Raw genomic sequence first — 22,872 nt, 5'->3', positions numbered from 1 at the left:
TTCTGACCCCGGCGACAGGCGTGGTGCTGTCGTCGGGGATTCTCGGGCGCGCCGCATCACGGCATCGGGCATGATTTCAGGTATTAACTAAAAGAATGTTTTACCTGAGCCAGTTGGTTTTCGCCAGTTCGATTACCTCATCGCCGCGTCCGCTGATAATGGCGCGCAGCATGTACAGACTAAACCCTTTGGCCTGCTCCAGTTTGATCTGTGGCGGAATGGCCAGCTCCTCTTTGGCGACGACAACATCCACCAGTACCGGACCATCGGTACTAAACGCGGTCTGTAACGCGCTATCGACCTCGCTGGCTTTTTCGACGCGGATCCCTGTGATCCCGCAGGCTTCAGCAATGCGGGCGAAATTCGTGTCGTGCAATTCGGTGCCGTCGGTCAGATAGCCTCCGGCTTTCATTTCCATTGCCACGAAGCCGAGGACGCTATTGTTAAAAATGATAATTTTTACCGGCAGCTTCATTTGCGCCAGCGAGAGGAAGTCGCCCATTAACATGCTGAAACCGCCATCGCCGCACATCGCCACCACCTGGCGATCCGGCGCTGTCGCCTTGGCGCCAATCGCCTGCGGCATGGCGTTAGCCATCGAACCGTGGTTAAACGACCCGATCAGGCGGCGTCTGCCGTTCATTTTCAGATAGCGGGCGGCCCAGACGGTTGGCGTCCCGACGTCGCAGGTGAAAATTGCGTCGTCGGCGGCAAAATGGCCGATCTGCTGCGCCAGATACTGCGGGTGAATCGCTTTGTCGCTTGGTTTCGCCAGGTCATCGAGTCCTTTACGCGCTTCGCGGTAGTGCTCAAGGGCTTTATCCAGAAACGCGCGGTCGGTTTTCTCTTCCAGATGCGGCAGCAGCGCGCCGAGCGTGGATTTAATATCGCCGACCAGCGCCATATCGACTTTGCTGTGGGCGCCGATGCTGCCGGGGTTGATATCAATCTGGATGATTTTGGCGTCGGTGGGGTAGAAGGCCCGGTAGGGGAACTGGGTTCCAAGCAGCACCAGGGTATCGGCATTCATCATGGTATGGAAACCTGAGGAGAAGCCAATCAGTCCGGTCATCCCGACATCATAGGGGTTGTCATACTCAACGTGCTCTTTGCCACGCAGGGCATGAACGACAGGGGCTTTTAATTTCGCGGCAAATTGGACCAGCTCGGCGTGCGCGCCAGCGCAGCCGCTGCCGCACAGCAGGGCGATATTGCTGGAATAGCGCAGTACCTGCGCCAGCTTTTTGATCTCCTCTTCCGGCGGCGTGACCGTCGGCAGCGGCGCAGCGTACCAGTGAGTGCTGGCGTTCTCCGGCGCGGCTTTCAGCGCCACGTCGCCGGGCAGCACGACCACCGATACGCCACGGTTAATCACCGCTTTGCGCATCGCTATTGCCAGCACCTGCGGGATTTGCTCTGGCGTGGAGACCAGCTCGCAATAGTGGCTGCATTCGCGGAACAGCTCCTGCGGATGGGTTTCCTGAAAATAGCCGCTGCCGATTTCACTGGAGGGAATATGGGCGGCGATGGCCACCACGGGAACGTGGTTGCGATGGCAGTCAAAAAGGCCGTTAATCAGATGGAGGTTACCCGGGCCGCACGAACCTGCGCAAACCGCCAGCTCACCGGTTAACTGCGCTTCGGCGCCTGCCGCAAAGGCGGCGACCTCTTCATGTCGGGTGGGCATCCAGGCAATGGTGCCCATCCGGTTCAGGCTATCGCTCAGTCCATTGAGGGAGTCGCCGGTGACGCCCCATATGCGTTTTACGCCGGCCTGTTCAAGTGTTTTTGCTATGTATGCCGCCACAGTTTGCTTCATGGTTCTCCATCTCCTTTTTGTGATAACGCTTACAAGCTTAGATGAAACTGACCGTTCCGCCCGCCAGTCCCCCTCATTTTCCGCTGGTTTTATTGTTCGCAAATCCCGCATATTGTGTCGACACACCAGACGGTAAACAGGAATCATTTCAAATGGTTAAATCGCTGTTAAATGCTGTTAATAAAATGTTTTCGCATGATGATGTCGGCAAACTCTTGTTACGACTTGCAGTGGGTGGGCTGATGCTGTTTCACGGATTGCATAAGCTTGTTGCTGGCGTGGACGGCATTAGCGGTATGCTGGTGGCCAAAGGATTGCCCGGTTTTATCGCCTATGGCGTACTGGTGGGGGAGGTGGTTGCGCCTTGTCTGCTGATTCTGGGGATCCTTACTCGTCCGGCGGCGCTGGTACTGGCGTTTACGATGATCGTGGCGTGGCTGATGGTGGGAATGGGCGAAACCGGATCGCTGGATAAAACCGGGGCCTGGGCAATTGAGAGTCTGGTCTATTTCTTTATTGGCGCGCTGGCGATTGCCTGTCTTGGGGCGGGGCGTTTCTCGGTGGTGGGAAATTCGGTCTGGCGATGAGGAATTGCCGGATGGCGCTGCGCTTATCCGGCCTACAGCGACTCTCGTAGGCCCGGTAAGCGTTAGCGCCACCGGGCATTTGTGTCGGGTGGCGCGGTGTTGACCCGACCGACAAAACGACAACGGCTCTCGTAGGTCGGACAACTCTACGATCAGGCGAGAACCAAATCCCCCTGCGGATGGCAGGAGCAGGCCAGCACGTAACCCTCAGCGATTTCCGCATCGGTTAACGTCATGGTACTGCTGACGGTATATTCACCAGAAACCACTTTGGTTTTGCAGCAGCCGCACACCCCCGCGCGGCAGGCGACGGTCACCGGCACCTGGTTGCTTTCCAGCGCCTCCAGCAGCGTGGTGCCGACCGGTGCATAAAACGCCTTCGCTGGCTGCAGTTTGGTGAACTTCAGTCCGGCGGTGGCCGCTTGTGCAACCGGCGTAAAGAACTTCTCTTTAAAGAAGCGCGTTACGCCAAGGGCGGTCACTTCCTGCTCGACCCAATCCATATAGGGCGCAGGTCCGCAGGTCATTACCGTACGGGTTGCGAGGTCCGGCACGCTTTTCAGTAACTCCGTGGTCAGACGCCCGGCGACAAAACCGTGGGTAGCGTTATTTTCCGCCACCAGCGTCACCGGGTACTGTCGCCACTCATCGGCGAAAATCACATCCTGAGGCGAGCGAACATTGTAAATCACCTGCACATCGGCCTGTGGACGATATTTTGCCAACCAGCGGCGCATCGACATAATCGGGGTCACGCCGCAGCCGGCGGCCAGCATCAGGAACTTGTCTTCCGCTTTATCTTCACAGGTGAACTCACCCATCGCGTCGGACAGCCAGAGATAATCACCGCGTTTGAGCTGACGGGTCAGCCACTGTGAGCCGGCTCCCTCGTCAATCCAGCGAACGGTCAGCGTAATGTATTCGCTGACCCCCGGCGTCGACGAAAGGGTATAAGCGCGCAGCGTCTCTGCCGAATTGCGCACGCTCACCAGCGCGTACTGCCCGGCACGGTACGGATAATAGTCGTGGCAGAGCAACGAAATCGTCCAGACATCCGGCGTCTCCTGATGGATGTGATGAACCTGCATCCGCCACGGGCACTGATGGGTTGGCATGGTCATTCTCTCGCTCCTTACGCGCTTAGCAGCTGCTGCATGTCTTCTTCTACGGTGGTCACTGAACGCAGGCCAAACTTCTCATTGAGAATCGCCAGCAGGTCCGGCGTGAAGAAGCCCGGCGCGGTTGGACCGGTCACGATGTTCTTCACCCCCAGCGAAAGCAGGGTCAGCAGAATAACAATCGCTTTTTGCTCAAACCAGGAGAGCACCAGCGAGAGCGGGAGATCGTTGACGCCGCAGCCCAGTTTCTCCGCGAGGGTGACCGCCAGAATAATCGCCGAGTAGGCGTCGTTGCACTGACCGGCATCGACCAGACGCGGCAGACCTTCGATATCGCCGAAGTCCAGTTTGTTAAAGCGGTATTTACCGCAGGCCAGGGTCAGGATCAGGCAGTCATCCGGGACGCTGGTGGCGAAATCGGTGAAGTAGTTACGTTCACCGCGCGCGCCGTCGCAGCCGCCGACCAGGAAGATATGGCGCAGTTTTTCACGGCTCACCAGGTCGATAAGGGTATCCGCGGCGCCGAGCAGCGTCTGGCGACCGAAGCCGACGGTGATCAGGTGTGGAATTTCGCTGTACGGGAAGCCCGCCATCTGCTGTGCCTGAGCGATAACCGGAGCAAAATCATCCCCCTCCAGGTGATTGACGCCCGGCCAGCCGACAATGCTGCGGGTCCAGATACGGTCATCATAGGCGCCAACGGTCGGGTCGATAATGCAGTTCGAGGTCATCACGATAGGGCCAGGGAAGCGGGCAAATTCTACCTGCTGATTTTGCCAGCCGCTACCGTAGTTACCGATCAGATGTTTGAATTTACGCAGCTCCGGATAGCCGTGCGCCGGCAGCATTTCACCGTGGGTATAGACATTGACGCCGGTGCCTTCGGTTTGTTGCAGCAGATTGTAGAGATCTTTCAGGTCGTGGCCAGAGATCAGGATGCACTTGCCTTCGGTCGCTTTGACGTTGACCTGAGTCGGGGTCGGATGGCCATATTGAGTGGTTTCACCGGCATCCAGAATGCTCATTACTTTGAAGTTCATCTGGCCGATTTCCATTGAGCACTCCAGCAGAGCGTTCAGATCGGCGGGCCAGGTGCCTAACCAGGCCATGATTTTGTGGTACTGCGCATAAATGTCATTGTCGTACTGACCGAGAACGTGCGCGTGCTCCATATAGGCCGCTGCGCCTTTCAGGCCGTACAGGCACAGCAGACGCAGGCCGAGAATGTTCTCGCCAATAGCCGCTTTGTCTTTGTTGGGGGTAAATTCCGCCGCCTGGCGCTGCAGGTCGCCGAGATCGTCGCTCGCCAGCTGCAGATCGGCCATCGGGTTATCGACGCTGGCGGTCGCATCAACGCTCAGGCATTGTGCTTTCAGCGCGTCGCGCATGGCAATCGCCTCACGCGCGTAGCCAACAATACGCGGGGAATCGAAGTTAACGTTGGTCAGCGTGGAGAAAAATGCGCGCGGGGCAAAATTATCAACATCATGATTGATGATGCCATATTCACGGGCCTTTACCGCCCATGCGGACAGACCTTGTAGGGAAGCAATCAGCAGATCCTGGAGATCGGACGTTTCTGCCGTTTTACCGCACATACCCTGCGCGTAAGAGCAGCCGTTCCCTGCCGGGGTACGGATGGTTTGTTCACATTGCACACAAAACATGGTCACACCTTTTTTAAAGTTATATTTGAGATACATGTTTAAGGTTATGCCGGTAAAAGAAGGGAGAAAAGGTATTTCTGATACAATTTAAAGGGAGATTGATTTAGCGCAAATTTGGCCGCGGTGGGCTACCGCCACGGAGGTACAGATCAAGACCAGGGCGATGTGCCCCCGGGCGCGGCGAATACCATCGCCGGGGGCAGAGTGAGGGCGCTGAATGCTTCAGGCCGAGAAGAGGGCGATCAGCACCGGCACCAGCAGGCTCAGAACAAAACCGTGGACGATGGCGGCAGGGACAATCTCGACGCCGCCGGAACGCTGTAAAACCGGCAGGGTAAAGTCCATTGAGGTGGCGCCGCATAGCCCTAATGCCGTGGAGCGACTGCGGCGAACCAGGCCCGGGATCAGCATGATGGCCAGCAGCTCGCGGGAAAGGTCGTTGAAGAATGCGGCGCTGCCGATGACCGGTCCAAAGGATTCAGTCATCAGGATCCCGGAGAGCGAATACCAGCCGAACCCGGAGGCCATGGCCAGACCGGTCTTCAGCGGCAGGTCGAGAATAAAGGCGTTAATCACCCCGCCGGCTAATGAACTCGCCGTGACGACCACCGCCACAATCATGCCGCGACGATTAAGTACTATTTGCCGTAAAGTCATTCCATTATTTCGCAGCTGAATACCAATCAGGAACAGCAGGAAGATCAGCGTATATTCGCTCGCCTCGGTGGCATGCTGTAAAAATGACAAACCGCTCAGACCAATCAGGAAACCAATAAGCACCACGCCGCACAGCTGCAGAGATTCCATGGCCATTGCGACGCGCGAAGGTAATTTCTCCTGCCGGTGCTGGTGACGCCACGGCATTTTCTGCTCGAGCCACATTAATGCGGCAATATTACACAGCAGAATAACCACCACGCTGACCACCGCATAATGAAGAATGGACAGCAGGTTGCTGGAGAGATTGTCGAGGAAGGCGAGACTAATCCCCATGAAAAAGAGGATCACGTAGACAATCCAGCTCAACAGTCGCGTAATAAGTTTTAGTACTGAAGGGTGACGCAGAGGAATAAGGTAGCCGGCAACCAATGGCAGCAGAATGATTAATAATCCCGAAAACATGAACGATCTGGTCCTTGCAGAATGAGGTGAGCGCCACTGACACTACCCAAATCAGAGAACCGAGTAAAGCTGTGCCTGAAAAGAAAGGCCCGGCATTGCCGGGCCTTGCGTGAAACCAGATAAAGGGTTAATTGCGTTTTTCCAGCAGAGTACGGTACAACACGCCGCCGAGGATACCGCCGATAACAGGCATCACCCAGAATAACCACAGCTGCTGCAGCGCCCAACCCCCCTGGAAAATCGCCACGGCGGTGCTGCGCGCCGGGTTAACCGAGGTATTGGTGACCGGGATGCTGATCAGGTGGATTAAGGTTAGCGCCAGGCCAATCGCGATGGGCGCGAAGCCGGCCGGTGCGTTTTTATCCGTTGCGCCATGAATGACCAGCAGGAAGCCGCAGGTCAGGACAATTTCAATCACAATGGCGGACAGCATGGAGTAGCCGCCAGGCGAATGTTCTCCGAAGCCGTTGGAAGCAAAGCCGCTGGCTGCGGCATCAAAACCGGCTTTACCGCTGGCCACCACATACAGAACGGCAGCGGCAATAATACCGCCAACCACCTGGGCAATAATATAGCCAATCACGTCCTTCGCCGGGAAACGACCGCCGGCCCACAGACCTAAAGTGACCGCCGGGTTGAAGTGCCCACCGGAAATATGACCGACGGCAAATGCCATGGTTAATACAGTTAAACCGAAGGCTAAAGCCACCCCGGCAAACCCAATTCCCAGCTCCGGGAAGGCTGCGGCGAGCACGGCGCTACCGCACCCACCAAACACAAGCCAGAATGTACCAAAGCATTCCGCTGCTAATTTTCTGAACATAACCACCTCAAAAGAATAATGTAAACGGGCACGGATTGTGTGCCGATCTTTATTTAACGACATAAAGGATAACGATAAAAATAAAGCGACGCTATTTTATGGACGATCGTCATCCTGCGGCTAGCTAAATAACTAGATTTAATTTGATTTAGGGCAATGTGATCTTAATCCTTGCACCATTGGTGATTGCACAAAAGTGTAGAACAAAAATAATAAAGATAACCACTTTGGTGAATGAATTATTTTCAGAATAAATAGCACGGTTAATAATCATAACCCGGGCAATGTCACTCGTCGGCTCGGGGCCGCGTTTGGGCCGGTAGTGTCATGTTTACGCATGTCTCGCTATACTGCTGATTATTGAAGGAGAAAGTGGTGACTGAGCGGAGGAGATATGCATCTTGAGCGGGTAGAAATCGTCGGTTTTCGCGGCATCAATCGTTTATCGCTGATGCTGGAGCAAAATAACGTTCTGATCGGCGAGAATGCATGGGGTAAATCCAGCCTGCTGGATGCGCTGACGCTACTGCTTTCGCCGGAATTTGAGCTCTATCACTTCGTCCGCGATGATTTCTGGTTTCCGCCGGGCGATGTTCAGGGACGTGAACATCATCTGCATATCATTTTGACCTTCCGCGAGAATGAGCCAGGCCACCATCGGGTGCGCCGTTTTCGTCCGCTGAGCGACTGCTGGGTGCCCTGCGAGGATGGCTATCAGCGCATTTTTTATCGCCTGGAAGGCGAGCTGACCGATGACAACAGCGTCATGACGCTGCGCAGCTTTATCAACAGCAGAGGCGAGGCGCTGGCGCTGGACGATATTGACGAAATGGTGCGCCACCTGGTGCGGCTGATGCCGGTTCTGCGTCTGCGCGATGCGCGCTTTATGCGGCGCATTCATAATGATGCCGTTCCGCACTCGCCGCAGATTGAGATAACCGCTCGCCAGCTGGATTTTCTCTCCCGCGAGCTGGTGAATCACCCGCAAAATTTAACCGATAGTCAGATACGCCAGGGGCTATCGGCTATGGTGCAACTGCTGGAGCACTATTTTGCCGAGCAGAGTAGCGCGCAATCTCGTCACCGCCTGATGCGTCGTCACTCGCATGACGAACAGCGTAGCTGGCGTTACCTGGATATTATTAACCGGATGATTGATAAGCCCGGCGGCCGTAGCCATCGGGTGATCCTGCTTGGTCTGTTTTCAACCCTGCTACAGGCCAAAGGGACGGTAAGGCTCGACCGCGACGCGCGGCCTCTGCTGTTGATTGAAGATCCGGAAACGCGTCTGCATCCCATTATGCTGTCGGTAGCCTGGCATTTACTGAATTTGCTGCCGCTGCAGCGCGTCACGACCACCAACTCCGGCGAACTCCTGTCGTTGACGCCGGTGGAACACGTCTGCCGACTGGTGCGCGAATCCTCGCGCGTATCGGCCTGGCGGCTTGGGCCTGGGGGGATGAATGCGGAAGACAGCCGGCGCATCGCTTTTCACATTCGCTTTAACCGCTCCTCCTCACTGTTTGCCCGCTGCTGGCTGCTGGTTGAAGGGGAGACCGAGACCTGGGTTATCAACGAACTAGCCCGGCAGTGCGGGCATCATTTTGATGCTGAAGGGGTCAAGGTCATTGAATTTGCTCAGTCGGGGCTGAAGCCGCTGATCAAGTTTGCCCGTCGGATGGGAATTCAATGGCACGTGCTGGTCGACGGCGATGAGGCGGGGAAAAAATATGCGGCGACGGTTCGTGGCCTGCTCAACGATGATCGCGATCTTGAACGCGAGCACCTGACCACGCTTCCGGCGCTGGACATGGAGCACTTTATGTATCGCCAGGGCTTTAACGATGTTTATCATCGGGTGGCGCAGCTACCGGCGAATGTGCCGATGAATATGCGACGGGTGATTACCAAGGCGATTCACCGCTCGTCAAAACCGGATCTGGCCATTGAGGTGGCGATGGAGGCCGGTCGCCGCGGCGTGGAGTCGGTGCCGACGCTGCTGAAAAAAATGTTCTCCCGCGTGCTGTGGCTGGCGCGCGGTCGGGCAGACTAAGCGTGGTGACAATAAGAATGATTCAAATTTAGCGTTATGTTTTTACCCTCTGCGGATAGAATCACCACCTGGCTCTGCGAGTGAAAACATCAGGAATTTTTATGAAGCTCAATGGAAAACGCAGGAAAGTCTGGTGGCTGCTGGTCGTTATCGTGCTGGCGCTGGCCTTCTGGGGATGGCGGATACTCAATGCGCCGCTGCCGCAGTATCAGACATTAGTGGTGCGTAAAGGCGATTTACAGCAGAGCGTGCTGGCCACCGGCAAACTGGACGCCCTGCGCAAAGTCGATGTCGGGGCGCAGGTGAGCGGACAGTTAAAAACGCTGCGCGTGAATATCGGCGACAAGGTTCAGAAGGATCAGCTGCTGGGGGTGATTGACCCTGAGCAGGCGCAAAACCAGATCAAAGAAGTCGACGCGACGTTGATGGAACTGCGCGCCCAGCTGAATCAGGCGCGCGCCGAACGTAAGCTTGCCGCGGTCACCCTGGCTCGCCAGCAGCAGCTGGCCCAACGCCAGCTGGTTTCCCGCCAGGAGCTGGATACGGCGGCGACGGATTTGGCGGTGAAAGAGGCGCAGATTGGTACCATTGAAGCGCAGATAAAGCGTAATCAGGCGACGTTGGATACCGCCAAAACCAACCTCGACTACACGCGGATTCTGGCGCCGATGTCCGGTGAAGTGACGCAAATTACCACCCTGCAGGGGCAAACGGTGATTGCCGCCCAGCAGGCGCCCAATATTCTGACCCTGGCCGATCTCAGTACGATGCTGGTCAAAGCTCAGGTATCTGAGGCGGACGTGATTCACCTTCGCCCGGGGCAAAAAGCCTGGTTTACCGTGCTCGGCGACCCGCTGACCCGCTACGAGGGGAGCCTGAAGGATATTTTACCTACCCCGGAAAAAGTCAACGACGCCATTTTCTATTACGCTCGCTTTGAAGTGCCGAACCCGCAGGGGATCCTGCGCCTGGAGATGACGGCCCAGGTACATATCCAGATGGCGGAAGTCAAAAATGTCATCACCATCCCGCTCAGCGCGCTGGGCGATGCCATCGGCGATAACCGTTACCACGTGCGGCTGCTGCGCACCGGCGAGGTGAAAGAGCGCGAAGTGACTATCGGCGCGCGCAACGATACCGATGTGGCGGTGGTGAAAGGGCTGGAAGAAGGCGATGAGGTGATCGTCGGCGAAAGTCGTAGCGGGACGGCAAAATGACGGCGTTGCTGGAACTGCGTGATATCCGCCGCAGCTACCTCTCCGGCGACGGCAGTGTTGACGTGCTCAAGGGCGTGACGCTGAGCATTGCCGCTGGTGAAATGGTGGCGATTGTCGGGGCATCGGGTTCAGGAAAATCGACGCTGATGAATATTCTCGGCTGTCTCGATAAGCCGACCAGCGGCAGCTACCGCGTTGCCGGAACCGATGTCTCCTCGCTCAGCGGTGATGCGCTGGCCCGCCTGCGACGGGAACATTTTGGTTTTATTTTCCAGCGTTACCATCTGCTCTCGCACCTGACGGCAGCGCAGAATGTTGAAGTCCCGGCGGTGTATGCCGGGGCCGAGCGACGAGAACGTCTGGCCCGGGCGCATGATTTGCTGGTGCGGCTTGGTCTGGGAGAGAGAGCGGAATATCAGCCTTCGCAGCTCTCCGGCGGCCAGCAGCAGCGGGTCAGTATCGCCCGCGCGCTGATGAATGGCGGGGAGGTGATTCTGGCCGATGAGCCGACCGGCGCATTGGACAGCCGCTCGGGTGAAGAGGTCATGGCGATTCTGCACCAGCTGAAATCGCAGGGGCATACGGTGATTATCGTCACCCATGATCCGCAGGTGGCGGCGCAGGCCGAACGGATCATTGAGATCCACGATGGGGAAATTGTGCGTAACCCGCCGGCGAAAGGTCCGGTCAGCGGCGGGGTAGCCCGGCCGTTGGGCGGTGAAGAGCCTTCCGCATGGCGCCAGTTTACCAGCGGTTTTCGTGAAGCGCTGGTGATGGCCTGGCGGGCGATGGCGGCGAATAAAATGCGCACGCTGTTGACCATGCTCGGCATCATTATTGGCATCGCGTCGGTGGTGTCGATCGTGGTGGTCGGCGATGCGGCGAAGCAGATGGTGCTGGCGGATATTCGCGCGATTGGCACCAACACGATCGATGTTTATCCCGGTAAAGATTTTGGCGATGACGACCCCCGCTATCAGCAGGCGCTGAAATATGACGATCTGCTGGCCATTCAGAAGCAGCCGTGGGTGAGTTCGGCGACGCCCGCGGTGTCGAAAAGCCTGCGTCTGCGTGCCGACAACATCGATGTTGCCGCCAGCGCGGAAGGGGTCGGGCCACAGTATTTTAATGTCTACGGCATGACCTTTAGCGAAGGCAATACGTTTAACGAGCTGCAGCTCAACAGTCGGGCGCAGGTGGTGGTGTTGGATAGCAATACGCGTCGCCAGCTGTTTCCGCACAAAACGCGAGTTGTCGGGGAGATAATCCTCGTCGGCAATATGCCGGCGACCATCGTCGGGGTAGCGGATGAGAAGCAGTCGATGTTCGGCAGCAGTAAAATCCTCCGCGTCTGGCTGCCGTACACCACCATGGCCGGGAGAGTGATGGGGCAATCGTGGCTCAATTCGATTACCGTTCGCGTGAGGGAAGGGTATGACAGCGCCGCCGCCGAACAGCAGCTGCTGCGTTTGCTTGAGTTGCGCCATGGCAAAAAAGATGTTTTTACCTGGAATATGGACAGCATCTTGAAAACGGCGGAACGGACCACACATACATTACAGCTGTTTCTGACGCTGGTTGCGGTGATTGCGCTGGTGGTGGGCGGTATCGGCGTTATGAATATCATGCTGGTGTCGGTGACCGAACGAACGCGTGAAATTGGGATTCGGATGGCGGTCGGGGCGCGGGCCAGCGACGTACTGCAGCAGTTTCTGATTGAGGCTGTTTTAGTCTGTCTGGTCGGCGGCGCGCTCGGCGTGACTTTATCGCTGATGATCGCGGTGGTTCTGCAGCTGTTTTTACCCGGCTGGGAGATCGGTTTTTCTCCGCTGGCGCTGCTGACGGCGTTTTTGTGCTCGACGCTAACCGGCGTGCTGTTTGGTTGGCTGCCGGCGCGAAATGCCGCGCGCCTCGATCCGGTAGATGCGCTGGCCCGCGAGTAGAAACAAAAAAATGCCAGTCAGAAGGACTGGCATTTTACTGGCAGGATGTACACAATGAAGCAAAAGAGTTATGCAGCCGCTTCTGCTTCCACAGGAACAATCACGCTGGCGTGATTGCCTTTCGGCCCCTGGTGAACATCAAACCGAACGGCTTGTCCGGCTTTAAGCGTTCTGTAACCATCCATCTGGATGGTGGAGTAATGGGCGAAAATGTCTTCGCCGCCGCCCTCAGGGCAAATAAAGCCGAACCCTTTGGCATTGTTGAACCACTTAACAGTACCCATTTCCATACTTCGACATCCTTCGTAAATCTTTATAAGTAAGATGGAATGAACCGGTGGTGGAGTGACGAGTTGTTCAAATGCTCGCCAACTCTCGCTAGTACAATTTAGAGAAATACGGAAATGCGTCAAGCAATTGACGGTAGTGGGAGGCGAAAAATGCGTCAAAATTTGAAGCAGTTAACGCTATTGCCGGGGAATGTGACAGACATCGCGGATGGAAGTAATAGATGATAGTTATCTATGATCTATTGTAGATTTGCGTTGTGCATAGCCTCTGGTCATCGACAGGCCGCCGCCTGTTGGCAACAGCAACCGATGATGAATACTGACGATGAGTAAGAGAGATTGGCTGGACTTCGATCAGCTGGTAGAAGACGAAGTTCGTAATGAGCTTAAACCACCATCTATGTATAAAGTGATATTGCTCAATGATGACTACACTCCAATGGAGTTTGTTATTGACGTGTTACAAAAATTCTTTTCTTATGATGTAGAACGTGCAACGCAACTGATGCTGACGGTTCACTATCAAGGTAAAGCGATTTGTGGTGTATTTACCGCAGAAGTGGCGGAGACCAAAGTCGCGATGGTGAATGAATACGCGAAGGAGAACGAGCATCCATTGCTGTGTACGCTAGAGAAAGCCTGAAGACAGGCGTGAAAATTGGGGGAGGTGCCTATGCTCAATCAAGAACTGGAACTCAGTTTAAACATGGCTTTCGCCAGAGCGCGCGAGCACCGTCATGAGTTCATGACCGTCGAGCACTTGCTGCTGGCGCTGCTCAGCAACCCCTCGGCCCGCGAGGCGCTTGAAGCGTGTTCCGTGGACCTGGTGGCGCTGCGTCAGGAACTTGAAGCCTTCATCGAACAGACCACACCCGTTCTGCCCGCCACGGAAGAAGAGCGTGACACCCAGCCGACGCTGAGTTTTCAGCGCGTGCTGCAGCGTGCCGTCTTCCACGTACAATCCTCCGGCCGCAGCGAAGTGACCGGCGCTAACGTTCTGGTCGCGATTTTCAGCGAGCAGGAATCACAGGCGGCCTATCTGCTGCGTAAACACGAAGTGAGCCGTCTTGACGTCGTCAACTTCATCTCTCACGGTACACGCAAAGACGAGCCGAGCCAGTCTTCCGATAACAGCGGAAGCCAGCCCAGCAATGAAGAGCAAGCAGGCGGGGAGGAACGTATGGAAAACTTCACCACCAATCTTAATCAGCTTGCTCGCGTCGGCGGAATTGATCCGCTGATCGGTCGCGACAAAGAGCTGGAGCGCGCGATTCAGGTGCTGTGCCGCCGCCGTAAAAATAACCCGCTGCTGGTGGGTGAGTCCGGCGTGGGTAAGACCGCGATTGCCGAGGGTCTGGCCTGGCGGATCGTTCAGGGCGACGTGCCGGAAATCATGGCCGATTGCACCATCTACTCGCTGGATATAGGCTCCCTGCTGGCGGGCACGAAATATCGCGGCGATTTTGAAAAACGTTTCAAAGCGCTGCTTAAACAGCTTGAGCAGGATACCAACAGCATTCTGTTTATTGATGAAATCCACACCATTATCGGTGCGGGCGCGGCGTCAGGCGGCCAGGTCGATGCCGCTAATCTGATTAAACCGCTGCTCTCCAGCGGCAAGATTCGGGTGATGGGTTCCACAACCTATCAGGAATTCAGCAACATCTTCGAAAAAGACCGGGCGCTGGCTCGTCGCTTCCAGAAGATAGATATTACCGAACCTTCCGTGGAAGAGACGGTGCAGATTATCAACGGCCTGAAGCCGAAGTACGAAGCGCACCACGATGTGCGCTATACCGCGAAAGCGGTGCGTGCGGCGGTGGAGCTGGCGGTGAAATACATTAACGATCGCCATTTGCCGGATAAGGCTATTGACGTCATTGATGAAGCCGGTGCGCGGGCGCGGTTAATGCCGGCCAGCAAACGGAAGAAAACCGTCAACGTTGCGGATATCGAGTCCGTGGTGGCGCGTATTGCCCGTATTCCTGAGAAGAGCGTCTCGCAGAGCGATCGCGATACGCTGAAAAATCTCGGCGACCGCCTGAAAATGCTGGTCTTCGGCCAGGGCAAAGCGATCGAAGCGTTAACCGAAGCGATTAAGATGGCGCGCGCGGGCCTCGGTCACGAGCACAAGCCCGTCGGCTCTTTCCTCTTCGCCGGGCCGACCGGAGTCGGGAAAACCGAGGTTACCGTGCAGCTGGCGAAAGCGCTGGGCATTGAGCTGCTGCGTTTTGATATGTCTGAATATATGGAACGTCATACCGTCAGCCGCTTAATTGGCGCGCCTCCGGGCTACGTTGGTTTCGATCAGGGCGGGCTGCTGACCGATGCGGTGATTAAACATCCGCATGCGGTACTGCTGCTTGATGAGATCGAAAAAGCGCATCCGGATGTCTTTAACCTGCTGCTGCAGGTGATGGATAACGGTACGCTGACCGACAATAACGGCCGCAAGGCGGACTTCCGCAACGTGGTGCTGGTGATGACGACCAACGCCGGCGTACGTGAGACCGAGCGTAAATCGATTGGTCTTATCCAGCAGGATAACAGTCCGGATGCGATGGATGAGATCAAGAAGATCTTTACCCCGGAATTCCGCAACCGTCTCGACAACATTATCTGGTTCGATCATCTGTCCACGACGGTGATCCATCAGGTGGTGGATAAGTTTATCGTCGAGCTGCAGGTTCAGCTGGATCAGAAAGGCGTTTCGCTGGAAGTGAGCCAGGAAGCGCGTGACTGGCTGGCAGAAAAAGGCTACGACCGGGCAATGGGCGCACGTCCGATGGCGCGCGTGATTCAGGATAACCTGAAGAAACCGCTGGCTAACGAACTGCTGTTCGGCTCGCTGGTGGACGGCGGACAGGTCACCGTTGCGTTGGATAAAGAGAAGGGCGCGTTGACTTATGACTTCCAGAGCGCGCAGAAGCACAAACCAGAAACGGCACATTAATGCCGCTTCGTGATAGCAAAAACCGGCCTGCGGGCCGGTTTTTTTATGTCGCTTTTAGCCGGCTGCAGATATGAAAAGACCGGGAATTATCCCGGCCTTCAGCATCTGACGCCACGAGGGCGGAAAACTATCAGCGACTACGGAAGACAATGCGGCCTTTGCTCAGGTCGTACGGGGTCAGCTCAACAGTCACTTTGTCGCCCGTCAGAATGCGGATGTAGTTTTTACGCATTTTACCGGAAATATGCGCAGTTACCACGTGACCGTTTTCCAGTTCTACGCGGAACATTGTGTTAGGCAACGTGTCAAGTACGGTGCCCTGCATTTCAATATTGTCTTCTTTGGCCATCTAGTCCTCTGGGGTATCACTACCGTAGTTTTGAACCGGCAAGATAATGCCGAAGTTCAGCGAGTAAGTAAAGGTTTACGTTTGTGCACTTTATCTTTCAGGCTGCCTTCGCTCACTCGGTTACATAGTTATTGACGCAGCCAGGCGCTTTGCGGTGCCACCTGACGCATCCAAAATTATTAAGGGTAAAATCATTGAAGTAGTTTTGGCGCATTGCCCGGAATTCACACGGATAAGCCGCATGACAGGCGCAAACGTAAAGGGGAGCGACAGAACGATGGGCGTTATCTGACTCTTATTATTCCCAAACGGCGGCGGGGCAACAGGCAGAAGCTACTCTACTGCGCAATTATACCATCACGGTAAAAAATGTGCTGAAAACATTTACACATCGCCGGTAAATAGCACCCGGGGCACCCAGAATCTTTCCGGCAGGCGACGGGCGCGCAATACCGACAGCGCATCAAGATAATCGCGGCGGGGGATTTCGATGGCGCCCAGCGATGCCGTGTGCTTATTCAGGACCTGGCAATCGATTAATTTCCCACCGTCGCGGATAAACGCCTGGCAGAATATCAGCAAGGCCGTTTTCGACGCATTTTCCGCGCGGCTGAACATTGACTCGCCGCAAAACAGCGCGCCTTGCGCTACGCCGTACATTCCTCCCACCAGCGTCTCGCCTTGCCACACTTCAATCGAGTGCGCATGGCCAAGCTCATGCAGCTGGTGATAGGCTTTGACGATGCTGGAGGTGATCCATGTCCCTTCATCGCGATTGTCGGCACAACCTTCAATCACCTGACCAAACGCGTGGTTCAGCGTCACGCGATAGGGCGATCGCTGGTGAAAACGCTTCATGCTGCGGCTGAGATGGAACTGATCGGGCCACAGCACCGCCCGCGGATCGGGGGACCACCATAAAATCGGGTCGCCCGGCGAAAACCAGGGGAAAATCCCGTGCTGATAGGCCATAAGCAGACGCGACGGACTGAGATCGCCGCCGAGCGCCAGCAGGCCATTGGGTTCGCGTAACGCTCCCTCCGGGGAAGGGAAGGCAATGGACTGACGGGAGAGCTGAACCAGACGCATTTTAACCTCAATACGCACCAGGCAATTGTTCAATATATTCGCTGTGATTCAAGCGGACGGTCCGTCGCCATACCGGCAACGCCAGGACGCAGCGGACCGCTCTTTCAGCACGCCTGAAACTCATAGAGTATATACGCAAAACGGCGTGAAACAGCCGGACTACAGACGCTGCTTAAACTGGTAGTAACGCCCTTGTTCAGCCAGCAGTTCCGCGTGACTACCTTGCTCAATAATCTTGCCGTTGTCCATGACAATTATCCGATTAAACCGCGCCAGTCCGCGCAGGCGGTGAGTTACCATCAGCACGGTTTTTTCACGCATCACTTCAGCCAGTAAATCCAGAATCTGGCTCTCCGTCGTCGCATCAAGGCCTTCGGTCGGCTCATCGAGTAACATCAGCGGCGCATCGTGCAGCAGCGCACGGGCAATGGCCAGTCTGCGCAGTTCACCGCCGGAAAGCTGGCGGCCGCCTTCGCCCAGCCAGGCGTTGAGACCGCTATCTTCCAGTAGTTTTTCCAGTCCGACACGTTCCAGGGCTTTCATCAGCTGGATATCGCTGGCGCCGGGAGCGGCCAGCAACAGGTTATCGCGCAGCGTGGCGCTAAACAGATGCACGCGCTGTGGAACCACGCTCATCGCCTGACGCAAAGTGGCCTCGTTAAGCCGGGTTAACGGCTGGTCGTTGAGTAAAATCTCGCCATCAGCCGGATCCCAGGCGCGGGTCAGGAGCTGCAGCAGCGTAGATTTACCGCAGCCGGTGCGGCCAAGAATGGCAATATGCTCCCCTGCGCCGACCTGCAATGAGATATTTTCCAGCGCCGGAGAAGGCTGCTGTGGATAGCTGAAGGTAACCAGGTTCAACGTCAATGAGACCTGCCCGAACGCCTGCCCGTTGCCGGCGGTGAAAGTGACCTCCGGCTGTTGCGCGGTAATCTGCGTAATTCGGCGGGCGGAAGCAATCACCTGCCCGAGATGCTGAAAGGCGCCGGTTACCGGCGCCAGCGCTTCAAATGCCGCCAGCGCGCAGAAGACAAAAAGGGCGATCAGCGCGCCGGGTTGGCTGTTGCCGCCTACCCCAGCAGAGGTGAGCCACAGCATCGCAACCACGGCAACGCCACCGATCAGCAGCATCAGCGCCTGCGACAGCGCCGTCAGCTCCGCCTGACGACGCTGGGCATCCTGCCAGCGCTGCTCGGTTTTCTCCAGCTGCTTGCGGTAGCGGTCGCTGGCGCTGAACAGCATCAGTTCAGCCTGTCCTTGCAGCCAGGCGGTTAGCTGTTGACGGTACTGCCCGCGCATTTGCGTGATACTCTCACCGGCGGGTTTCCCGGCGCGATAAAACAGCGGCGGCAGGACCAGTAAAGTCACCAGCATAATACCGCCTAGCGTCAGCGCTAACGTGACATCGAGAATGCTTAAGCCTGCGGTGACCACCACAATGACAACCAGTGCGCCGATCAGCGGCGAGATGACCCGCAGATAGAGATGGTCAAGGGTGTCGACGTCGGCGACCACCCGGTTGAGGAGTTCACCTTGACGAAAACGCGCCAGCCCGGCAGGGGAGAGGGGGAGCAGTTTACTAAAGGTAAACACCCGCAGATGCTGTAACACGCGGAAGGTGGCATCGTGGCTGACCAGACGTTCGAAATAGCGACCGGCGGTACGGATAATCGCCGCACCGCGAACGCCGGCTGCCGGCAGCATATAGTTGAAACTGTAAATACCGGCGACGCCAACGACGGCAGAAGCGGATAAGAACCAGCCTGATAGCGTCAGCAGGCCGATACTGGCCAGCAGGGTGACGATAGCCAGTACCACGCCGAGAGTCAGCAGCCAGATATGGCGTTTATACAACGCCAGATAAGGTAATAGTGCGCGCATTTAAATCTCCTCCTGACGGTGGGCTAACAGGGCGGCAAAAGGCCCGTTTGCCATCGCCAACTGGCTATACGTCCCTTGTTCGACTATCTGCCCATCCTGCATCACCCAGATGGCATCCCAGTCGGCGATACCTTCCAGCTGGTGGGTCACCATCAGCGTTGTTTGCTGCGAAGAGGCATTAAAGAGCGCCTGCATGACCCGCTGTTCGCTATGCGCATCAAGGCTGGCGGCCGGCTCATCCAGCAATAACAGTCGGCACGGTACCAGCAGCGCCCGCGCCACGGCGATACGCTGCGCCTGCCCGACGGACAGACGACCCGCCTGATCGCCGACCGGCGTATTAATCCCTTGCGGCAGTTGCGAGATGAATTCGCTCACCCAGGCTTTATCCAGCGCAAGCTGAAGCTGTGCTTCGCTGGCTTCCGGCCAGGCCAGCAGAACGTTTTCGCGAAGCGTGGCGGCGGGTAGCTGCGGGTTCTGCCCCACCCAACTGAGCAGACGATGCCAGCGGCTGGCGTCAAGATCGCGCAGTTCAACGCCGTTGACCAACAGCGAGCCGTCGTAAGGGAGAAAACCGGTCAATGCATTCAAAAGCGAACTTTTGCCGGAGCCGCTCTGACCGACCAGCACGACGCGTTTACCGGCAGGGAGCGTAAAGTTCAGCGGCCCCGCCAGGATTTTGCCTTCCGGCGATTTGACGATCGCATCGCGCGCTTCGAGACCGATCGGTTCGTTGTCGCTGAGGAGCTTCTCGCCGCGAGTTTCCTGCGCCAGCGGCTTTTCCATAAACGTTTTCAGACTATCCGCGGCACCGATGGCCTGTGCTTTGGCATGGTAAAAGGTGCCTAAATCACGCAGCGGCTGGAAAAACTCCGGCGCCAGGATCAGGGCCAGGAAACCTGACATCAGGGTGACGCCTACGCCATAGTGGCCAAAGTTGAGCTCTCCGAGATAGGAGAAACCGAAGTAAACCGCAACCAGAGCAATGGAAAGCGAGGTGAAAAACTCCAGTACGCCGGAGGAGAGAAAGGCGAGGCGTAACACTTCCATCGTCCGCTGGCGGAAATCCTGGGAAGCATGGCGAATATTGTCCGTCTCCGCTTCGCCACGGTGAAAGAGACGCAGCGTTTCCATCCCGCGCAGACGGTCGAGAAAGTGGCCGCTCAGGCGAGCGAGCGCCAGAAAGTTGCGGCGATTAGCCTCCGCCGCGCCCATGCCGACCAGCGCCATAAACAGCGGGATCAGCGGGGCGGTGCCGAGAAGAATCAGCGCCGCCGCCCAGTTTATCGGGAAAATGGTGATGACAATCAGCAGCGGGACGCTGGCGGCGAGGGTCATCTGCGGGAGGTAACGCGCGTAGTAGTCGTGCATATCGTCAATTTGCTCAAGCACCAACGTCGCCCAGCTTCCGGCGGGTTTCCCCTGAATCCACGCGGGACCGGCCTGCTGCAGGCGATCGAGCACCTGGCGGCGTATTTCATAGCGAATATGCTGCCCGGCATAGAAACCTACCCGCTCGCGCAGCCATACCACCCAGGCCCGCAGAACAAAAATCAGCACCAGGACGATAAACGGCAATACCAGCGCCGTCGCCGGAATATTCTCCATAATCATGCGATGAAGGATCCGCGCCAGCAGCCAGGCCTGACCGACGATCAGCAGGCCGCTAATGACGCCCAGCGCGCGGGAAATCATCAACCAGCGACGGGAGAGAATGCTTTGCTCTTTTAACCAGCGTGTTAACTCTTGTTGACGGGTTTTATTCATTGCGCACTTAGCAGGTGTAGTTATGAGGTTTTTAGGCCACGCAATGTTACAACGAGGAAAAAATAAAGGCGACTTTTCGTCGCCTTCTTTACCTTTGTTACTGACTTGTAAAGATTATTTGCACGCGTCAGCTAAACCATCAAGATAACGTTCAGCATCCAGCGCCGCCATACAGCCGGTCCCGGCAGAGGTGATGGCCTGGCGATAGATATGGTCCATCACATCACCTGCGGCGAATACGCCCGGAATGCTGGTCTGGGTGGCATTGCCGTGGATCCCGGACTGCACTTTGATATAGCCGTTTTCCAGCGCCAGCTGGCCTTCGAAAATGGCCGTGTTGGGGCTGTGGCCAATCGCCACAAACAGACCCGCGACCTCCAGAGACTCGACATTGTCGGCATTCTGCGTATCACGCAGACGCAGACCGCTGACGCCCATCTGGTCGCCCGTCACTTCTTCCAGCGTGCGATGGGTATGCAGCACGATATTTCCGTTGGCCACTTTATCCATCAGACGATTAATCAGGATTTTTTCGGCGCGGAAGGTATCACGGCGGTGAATCAGGTGGACTTCGGAGGCGATGTTAGAAAGGTACAGGGCTTCTTCCACCGCGGTATTGCCGCCGCCGATGACGGCCACTTTCTGGTTGCGATAGAAGAATCCGTCGCAGGTCGCACAGGCGGAAACGCCGCGTCCTTTGAAGGCTTCTTCTGACGGGAGCCCCAGATAGCGTGCCGAAGCGCCGGTGGCGATAATCAGCGCGTCACAGGTGTACTCGCCGCTGTCGCCGACCAGGCGGAAAGGACGGTTTTGCAGATCGACGCTATTGATATGGTCGAAAATAATTTCGGTATCGAATTTCGTCGCATGTTCGTGCATCCGTTCCATCAGCAGCGGCCCGGTCAGATCGTTGGGATCGCCCGGCCAGTTTTCCACTTCCGTGGTGGTGGTCAACTGACCGCCTTTTTCCATGCCGGTAATCAGTACCGGCTGCAGGTTTGCGCGCGCGGCGTAGACTGCAGCGGTATATCCCGCAGGTCCAGAACCAAGAATAAGCAGTTTACTGTGTTTGGTCGTGCCCATGAGATCCCCATAATTTATTGGCATACATTGGGCTGGATTGTAGGGAATTTGTTGACGTAAAAAAAGAGCGCAGCAGTTTTGTTAACGATATGTGCAATAGAGGCCGCCAATGAACTGGCGATTTTACGTGCGAAGAATATAACTAATTCTACTGTCGTCGGGACAATTATAAGAGGAAAACATGAGAATCACCGGGGGCGGATAATGAATATCTGGCATCTTGTACTAAAAATCGATGTTTTGCTTTGACAATCCCCTGTGCTTTTGCGAAAACATTCATGGAAGACAAAAAGCAGTGTTTCGCGTGCGGCGAATTTTCATGCACGCAAATGCCATTTTTATCCGGGTTAGCGAAATCTACGCATGGTGTGGACAGACGCCATGCGTGATGTCGGTGGCTGCCGTCAGGCAACGGGCTTCTCACGTACCCCTGGGGTTACTCAATGTCGTATACGGGTAAGAACAGGATGGACTCGGGCAGTGAAGGCTCTGAGTCGGAACAGGAGTAGGGAAGGAATACAGAGAGACAATAATAATGGTAGATAGCAAGAAGCGCCCTGGCAAAGATCTCGACCGCATCGATCGTAATATTTTGAATGAGCTGCAAAAAGACGGGCGTATTTCAAACGTCGAACTTTCTAAACGGGTGGGACTTTCCCCGACGCCTTGCCTTGAGCGCGTGCGTCGACTGGAAAGACAGGGTTTTATTCAGGGCTATACGGCGCTGCTCAACCCGCACTATCTGGATGCATCACTTCTGGTATTTGTTGAGATTACTCTGAATCGTGGCGCGCCGGATGTGTTTGAGCAATTTAACGCCGCTGTGCAAAAACTTGAAGAAATTCAAGAGTGTCATCTGGTATCCGGTGATTTCGACTATCTGTTGAAAACCCGCGTGCCGGATATGTCAGCGTATCGCAAATTACTGGGCGAGACCCTGCTACGTCTGCCGGGCGTGAACGACACCCGTACCTACGTGGTAATGGAAGAAGTCAAGCAAAGTAATCGTCTGGTAATTAAGACGCGCTAACACGGAACAGGTGCAAAATCGATGTAGTTTGATTACACTCCTGTTAATCCATACAGCAACAGTGCCGGGGTGACCCGGCAC

Annotated in this window: 18 protein-coding genes; 7 read left to right on the top strand and 11 right to left on the bottom strand. The window is 56.1% G+C overall.

Features of this window, described 5'->3' with window-relative positions:
- Nucleotides 1-100: 100 nt before the first annotated feature.
- On the bottom strand, nucleotides 101-1,819 hold the full coding sequence (gene poxB, locus AC007G_RS00610) for a ubiquinone-dependent pyruvate dehydrogenase (RefSeq protein ID WP_032688647.1): 1,719 nt from the start codon (nucleotides 1,817-1,819) through the stop codon (nucleotides 101-103).
- A 152-nt stretch (nucleotides 1,820-1,971) separates the two neighbouring features.
- Between poxB and AC007G_RS00605 the strand changes: the two genes are divergently transcribed.
- Nucleotides 1,972-2,406 (top strand): DoxX family protein, encoded by a 435-nt coding sequence (locus tag AC007G_RS00605; protein WP_032695650.1) that lies wholly within the window; start codon nucleotides 1,972-1,974, stop codon nucleotides 2,404-2,406.
- Nucleotides 2,407-2,558: 152 nt separating this feature from the next.
- Here the strand turns inward: AC007G_RS00605 and hcr are convergent, their stop codons facing one another.
- The 4 genes from hcr to aqpZ form a co-directional block, all read right to left on the bottom strand.
- Nucleotides 2,559-3,527, bottom strand: a complete 969-nt coding sequence (hcr, locus tag AC007G_RS00600; protein WP_142630873.1) for an NADH oxidoreductase — start codon at nucleotides 3,525-3,527, stop codon at nucleotides 2,559-2,561.
- Between the two features lie 11 nt (nucleotides 3,528-3,538).
- Complete coding sequence (hcp, locus tag AC007G_RS00595; RefSeq protein WP_046852925.1) at nucleotides 3,539-5,191, bottom strand: hydroxylamine reductase; 1,653 nt, start codon at nucleotides 5,189-5,191, stop codon at nucleotides 3,539-3,541.
- A gap of 222 nt (nucleotides 5,192-5,413) precedes the next feature.
- The gene (locus AC007G_RS00590) at nucleotides 5,414-6,313 is read right to left on the bottom strand and encodes a LysO family transporter (protein ID WP_032688644.1); all 900 of its coding nucleotides are present in this window, start codon (nucleotides 6,311-6,313) and stop codon (nucleotides 5,414-5,416) included.
- Between the two features lie 127 nt (nucleotides 6,314-6,440).
- Complete coding sequence (gene aqpZ / locus AC007G_RS00585; protein WP_047664489.1) at nucleotides 6,441-7,136, bottom strand: aquaporin Z; 696 nt, start codon at nucleotides 7,134-7,136, stop codon at nucleotides 6,441-6,443.
- Between the two features lie 394 nt (nucleotides 7,137-7,530).
- Between aqpZ and AC007G_RS00580 the strand changes: the two genes are divergently transcribed.
- The 3 genes from AC007G_RS00580 to macB all read left to right on the top strand — a co-directional run bounded on the left by AC007G_RS00580 (nucleotide 7,531) and on the right by macB (nucleotide 12,349).
- Nucleotides 7,531-9,189, top strand: coding sequence for an ATP-dependent endonuclease (locus AC007G_RS00580; protein WP_032688641.1), 1,659 nt, complete (start codon nucleotides 7,531-7,533; stop codon nucleotides 9,187-9,189).
- A 101-nt stretch (nucleotides 9,190-9,290) separates the two neighbouring features.
- On the top strand, nucleotides 9,291-10,406 hold the full coding sequence (gene macA, locus AC007G_RS00575; RefSeq protein ID WP_032688640.1) for a macrolide transporter subunit MacA: 1,116 nt from the start codon (nucleotides 9,291-9,293) through the stop codon (nucleotides 10,404-10,406).
- Nucleotides 10,403-12,349 carry a macrolide ABC transporter ATP-binding protein/permease MacB gene (gene macB, locus AC007G_RS00570; RefSeq protein WP_032700453.1) on the top strand — a complete coding sequence of 649 codons (1,947 nt, stop codon included), beginning with the start codon at nucleotides 10,403-10,405 and terminating at the stop codon, nucleotides 12,347-12,349. The genes macA and macB overlap by 4 nt, the downstream gene beginning before the upstream one ends.
- Before the next feature lie 68 nt (nucleotides 12,350-12,417).
- Here the strand turns inward: macB and cspD are convergent, their stop codons facing one another.
- The gene (gene cspD, locus AC007G_RS00565; protein ID WP_004860015.1) at nucleotides 12,418-12,639 is read right to left on the bottom strand and encodes a cold shock-like protein CspD; all 222 of its coding nucleotides are present in this window, start codon (nucleotides 12,637-12,639) and stop codon (nucleotides 12,418-12,420) included.
- A gap of 325 nt (nucleotides 12,640-12,964) precedes the next feature.
- Here cspD and clpS point away from each other — a divergent pair, with 325 nt between their 5' ends.
- Nucleotides 12,965-13,282 carry an ATP-dependent Clp protease adapter ClpS gene (clpS, locus tag AC007G_RS00560; RefSeq protein ID WP_004860017.1) on the top strand — a complete coding sequence of 106 codons (318 nt, stop codon included), beginning with the start codon at nucleotides 12,965-12,967 and terminating at the stop codon, nucleotides 13,280-13,282.
- Nucleotides 13,283-13,312: 30 nt separating this feature from the next.
- Nucleotides 13,313-15,592, top strand: coding sequence for an ATP-dependent Clp protease ATP-binding subunit ClpA (gene clpA, locus AC007G_RS00555; RefSeq protein ID WP_032688638.1), 2,280 nt, complete (start codon nucleotides 13,313-13,315; stop codon nucleotides 15,590-15,592).
- Between the two features lie 130 nt (nucleotides 15,593-15,722).
- Here the strand turns inward: clpA and infA are convergent, their stop codons facing one another.
- From infA to trxB, 5 genes are all read right to left on the bottom strand, one after another.
- On the bottom strand, nucleotides 15,723-15,941 hold the full coding sequence (gene infA, locus AC007G_RS00550; protein WP_002211347.1) for a translation initiation factor IF-1: 219 nt from the start codon (nucleotides 15,939-15,941) through the stop codon (nucleotides 15,723-15,725).
- A 384-nt stretch (nucleotides 15,942-16,325) separates the two neighbouring features.
- Nucleotides 16,326-17,030 carry a leucyl/phenylalanyl-tRNA--protein transferase gene (aat, locus tag AC007G_RS00545; RefSeq protein ID WP_032700452.1) on the bottom strand — a complete coding sequence of 235 codons (705 nt, stop codon included), beginning with the start codon at nucleotides 17,028-17,030 and terminating at the stop codon, nucleotides 16,326-16,328.
- A gap of 159 nt (nucleotides 17,031-17,189) precedes the next feature.
- The gene (gene cydC / locus AC007G_RS00540; protein ID WP_064793838.1) at nucleotides 17,190-18,911 is read right to left on the bottom strand and encodes a heme ABC transporter ATP-binding protein/permease CydC; all 1,722 of its coding nucleotides are present in this window, start codon (nucleotides 18,909-18,911) and stop codon (nucleotides 17,190-17,192) included.
- Entirely contained in the window at nucleotides 18,912-20,678 is a 1,767-nt protein-coding gene (gene cydD / locus AC007G_RS00535) for a heme ABC transporter permease/ATP-binding protein CydD (protein WP_032700450.1), read from the bottom strand.
- 114 nt (nucleotides 20,679-20,792) lie between these two features.
- Nucleotides 20,793-21,761 carry a thioredoxin-disulfide reductase gene (trxB, locus tag AC007G_RS00530; RefSeq protein ID WP_004860029.1) on the bottom strand — a complete coding sequence of 323 codons (969 nt, stop codon included), beginning with the start codon at nucleotides 21,759-21,761 and terminating at the stop codon, nucleotides 20,793-20,795.
- A gap of 535 nt (nucleotides 21,762-22,296) precedes the next feature.
- Here trxB and lrp point away from each other — a divergent pair.
- On the top strand, nucleotides 22,297-22,791 hold the full coding sequence (gene lrp / locus AC007G_RS00525; protein ID WP_000228469.1) for a leucine-responsive transcriptional regulator Lrp: 495 nt from the start codon (nucleotides 22,297-22,299) through the stop codon (nucleotides 22,789-22,791).
- Nucleotides 22,792-22,872 lie beyond the last annotated feature (81 nt).

The organism is Klebsiella sp. CSG-1, assembly GCF_056521145.1.
This window is presented reverse-complemented; position numbering and strand designations above follow the sequence as displayed.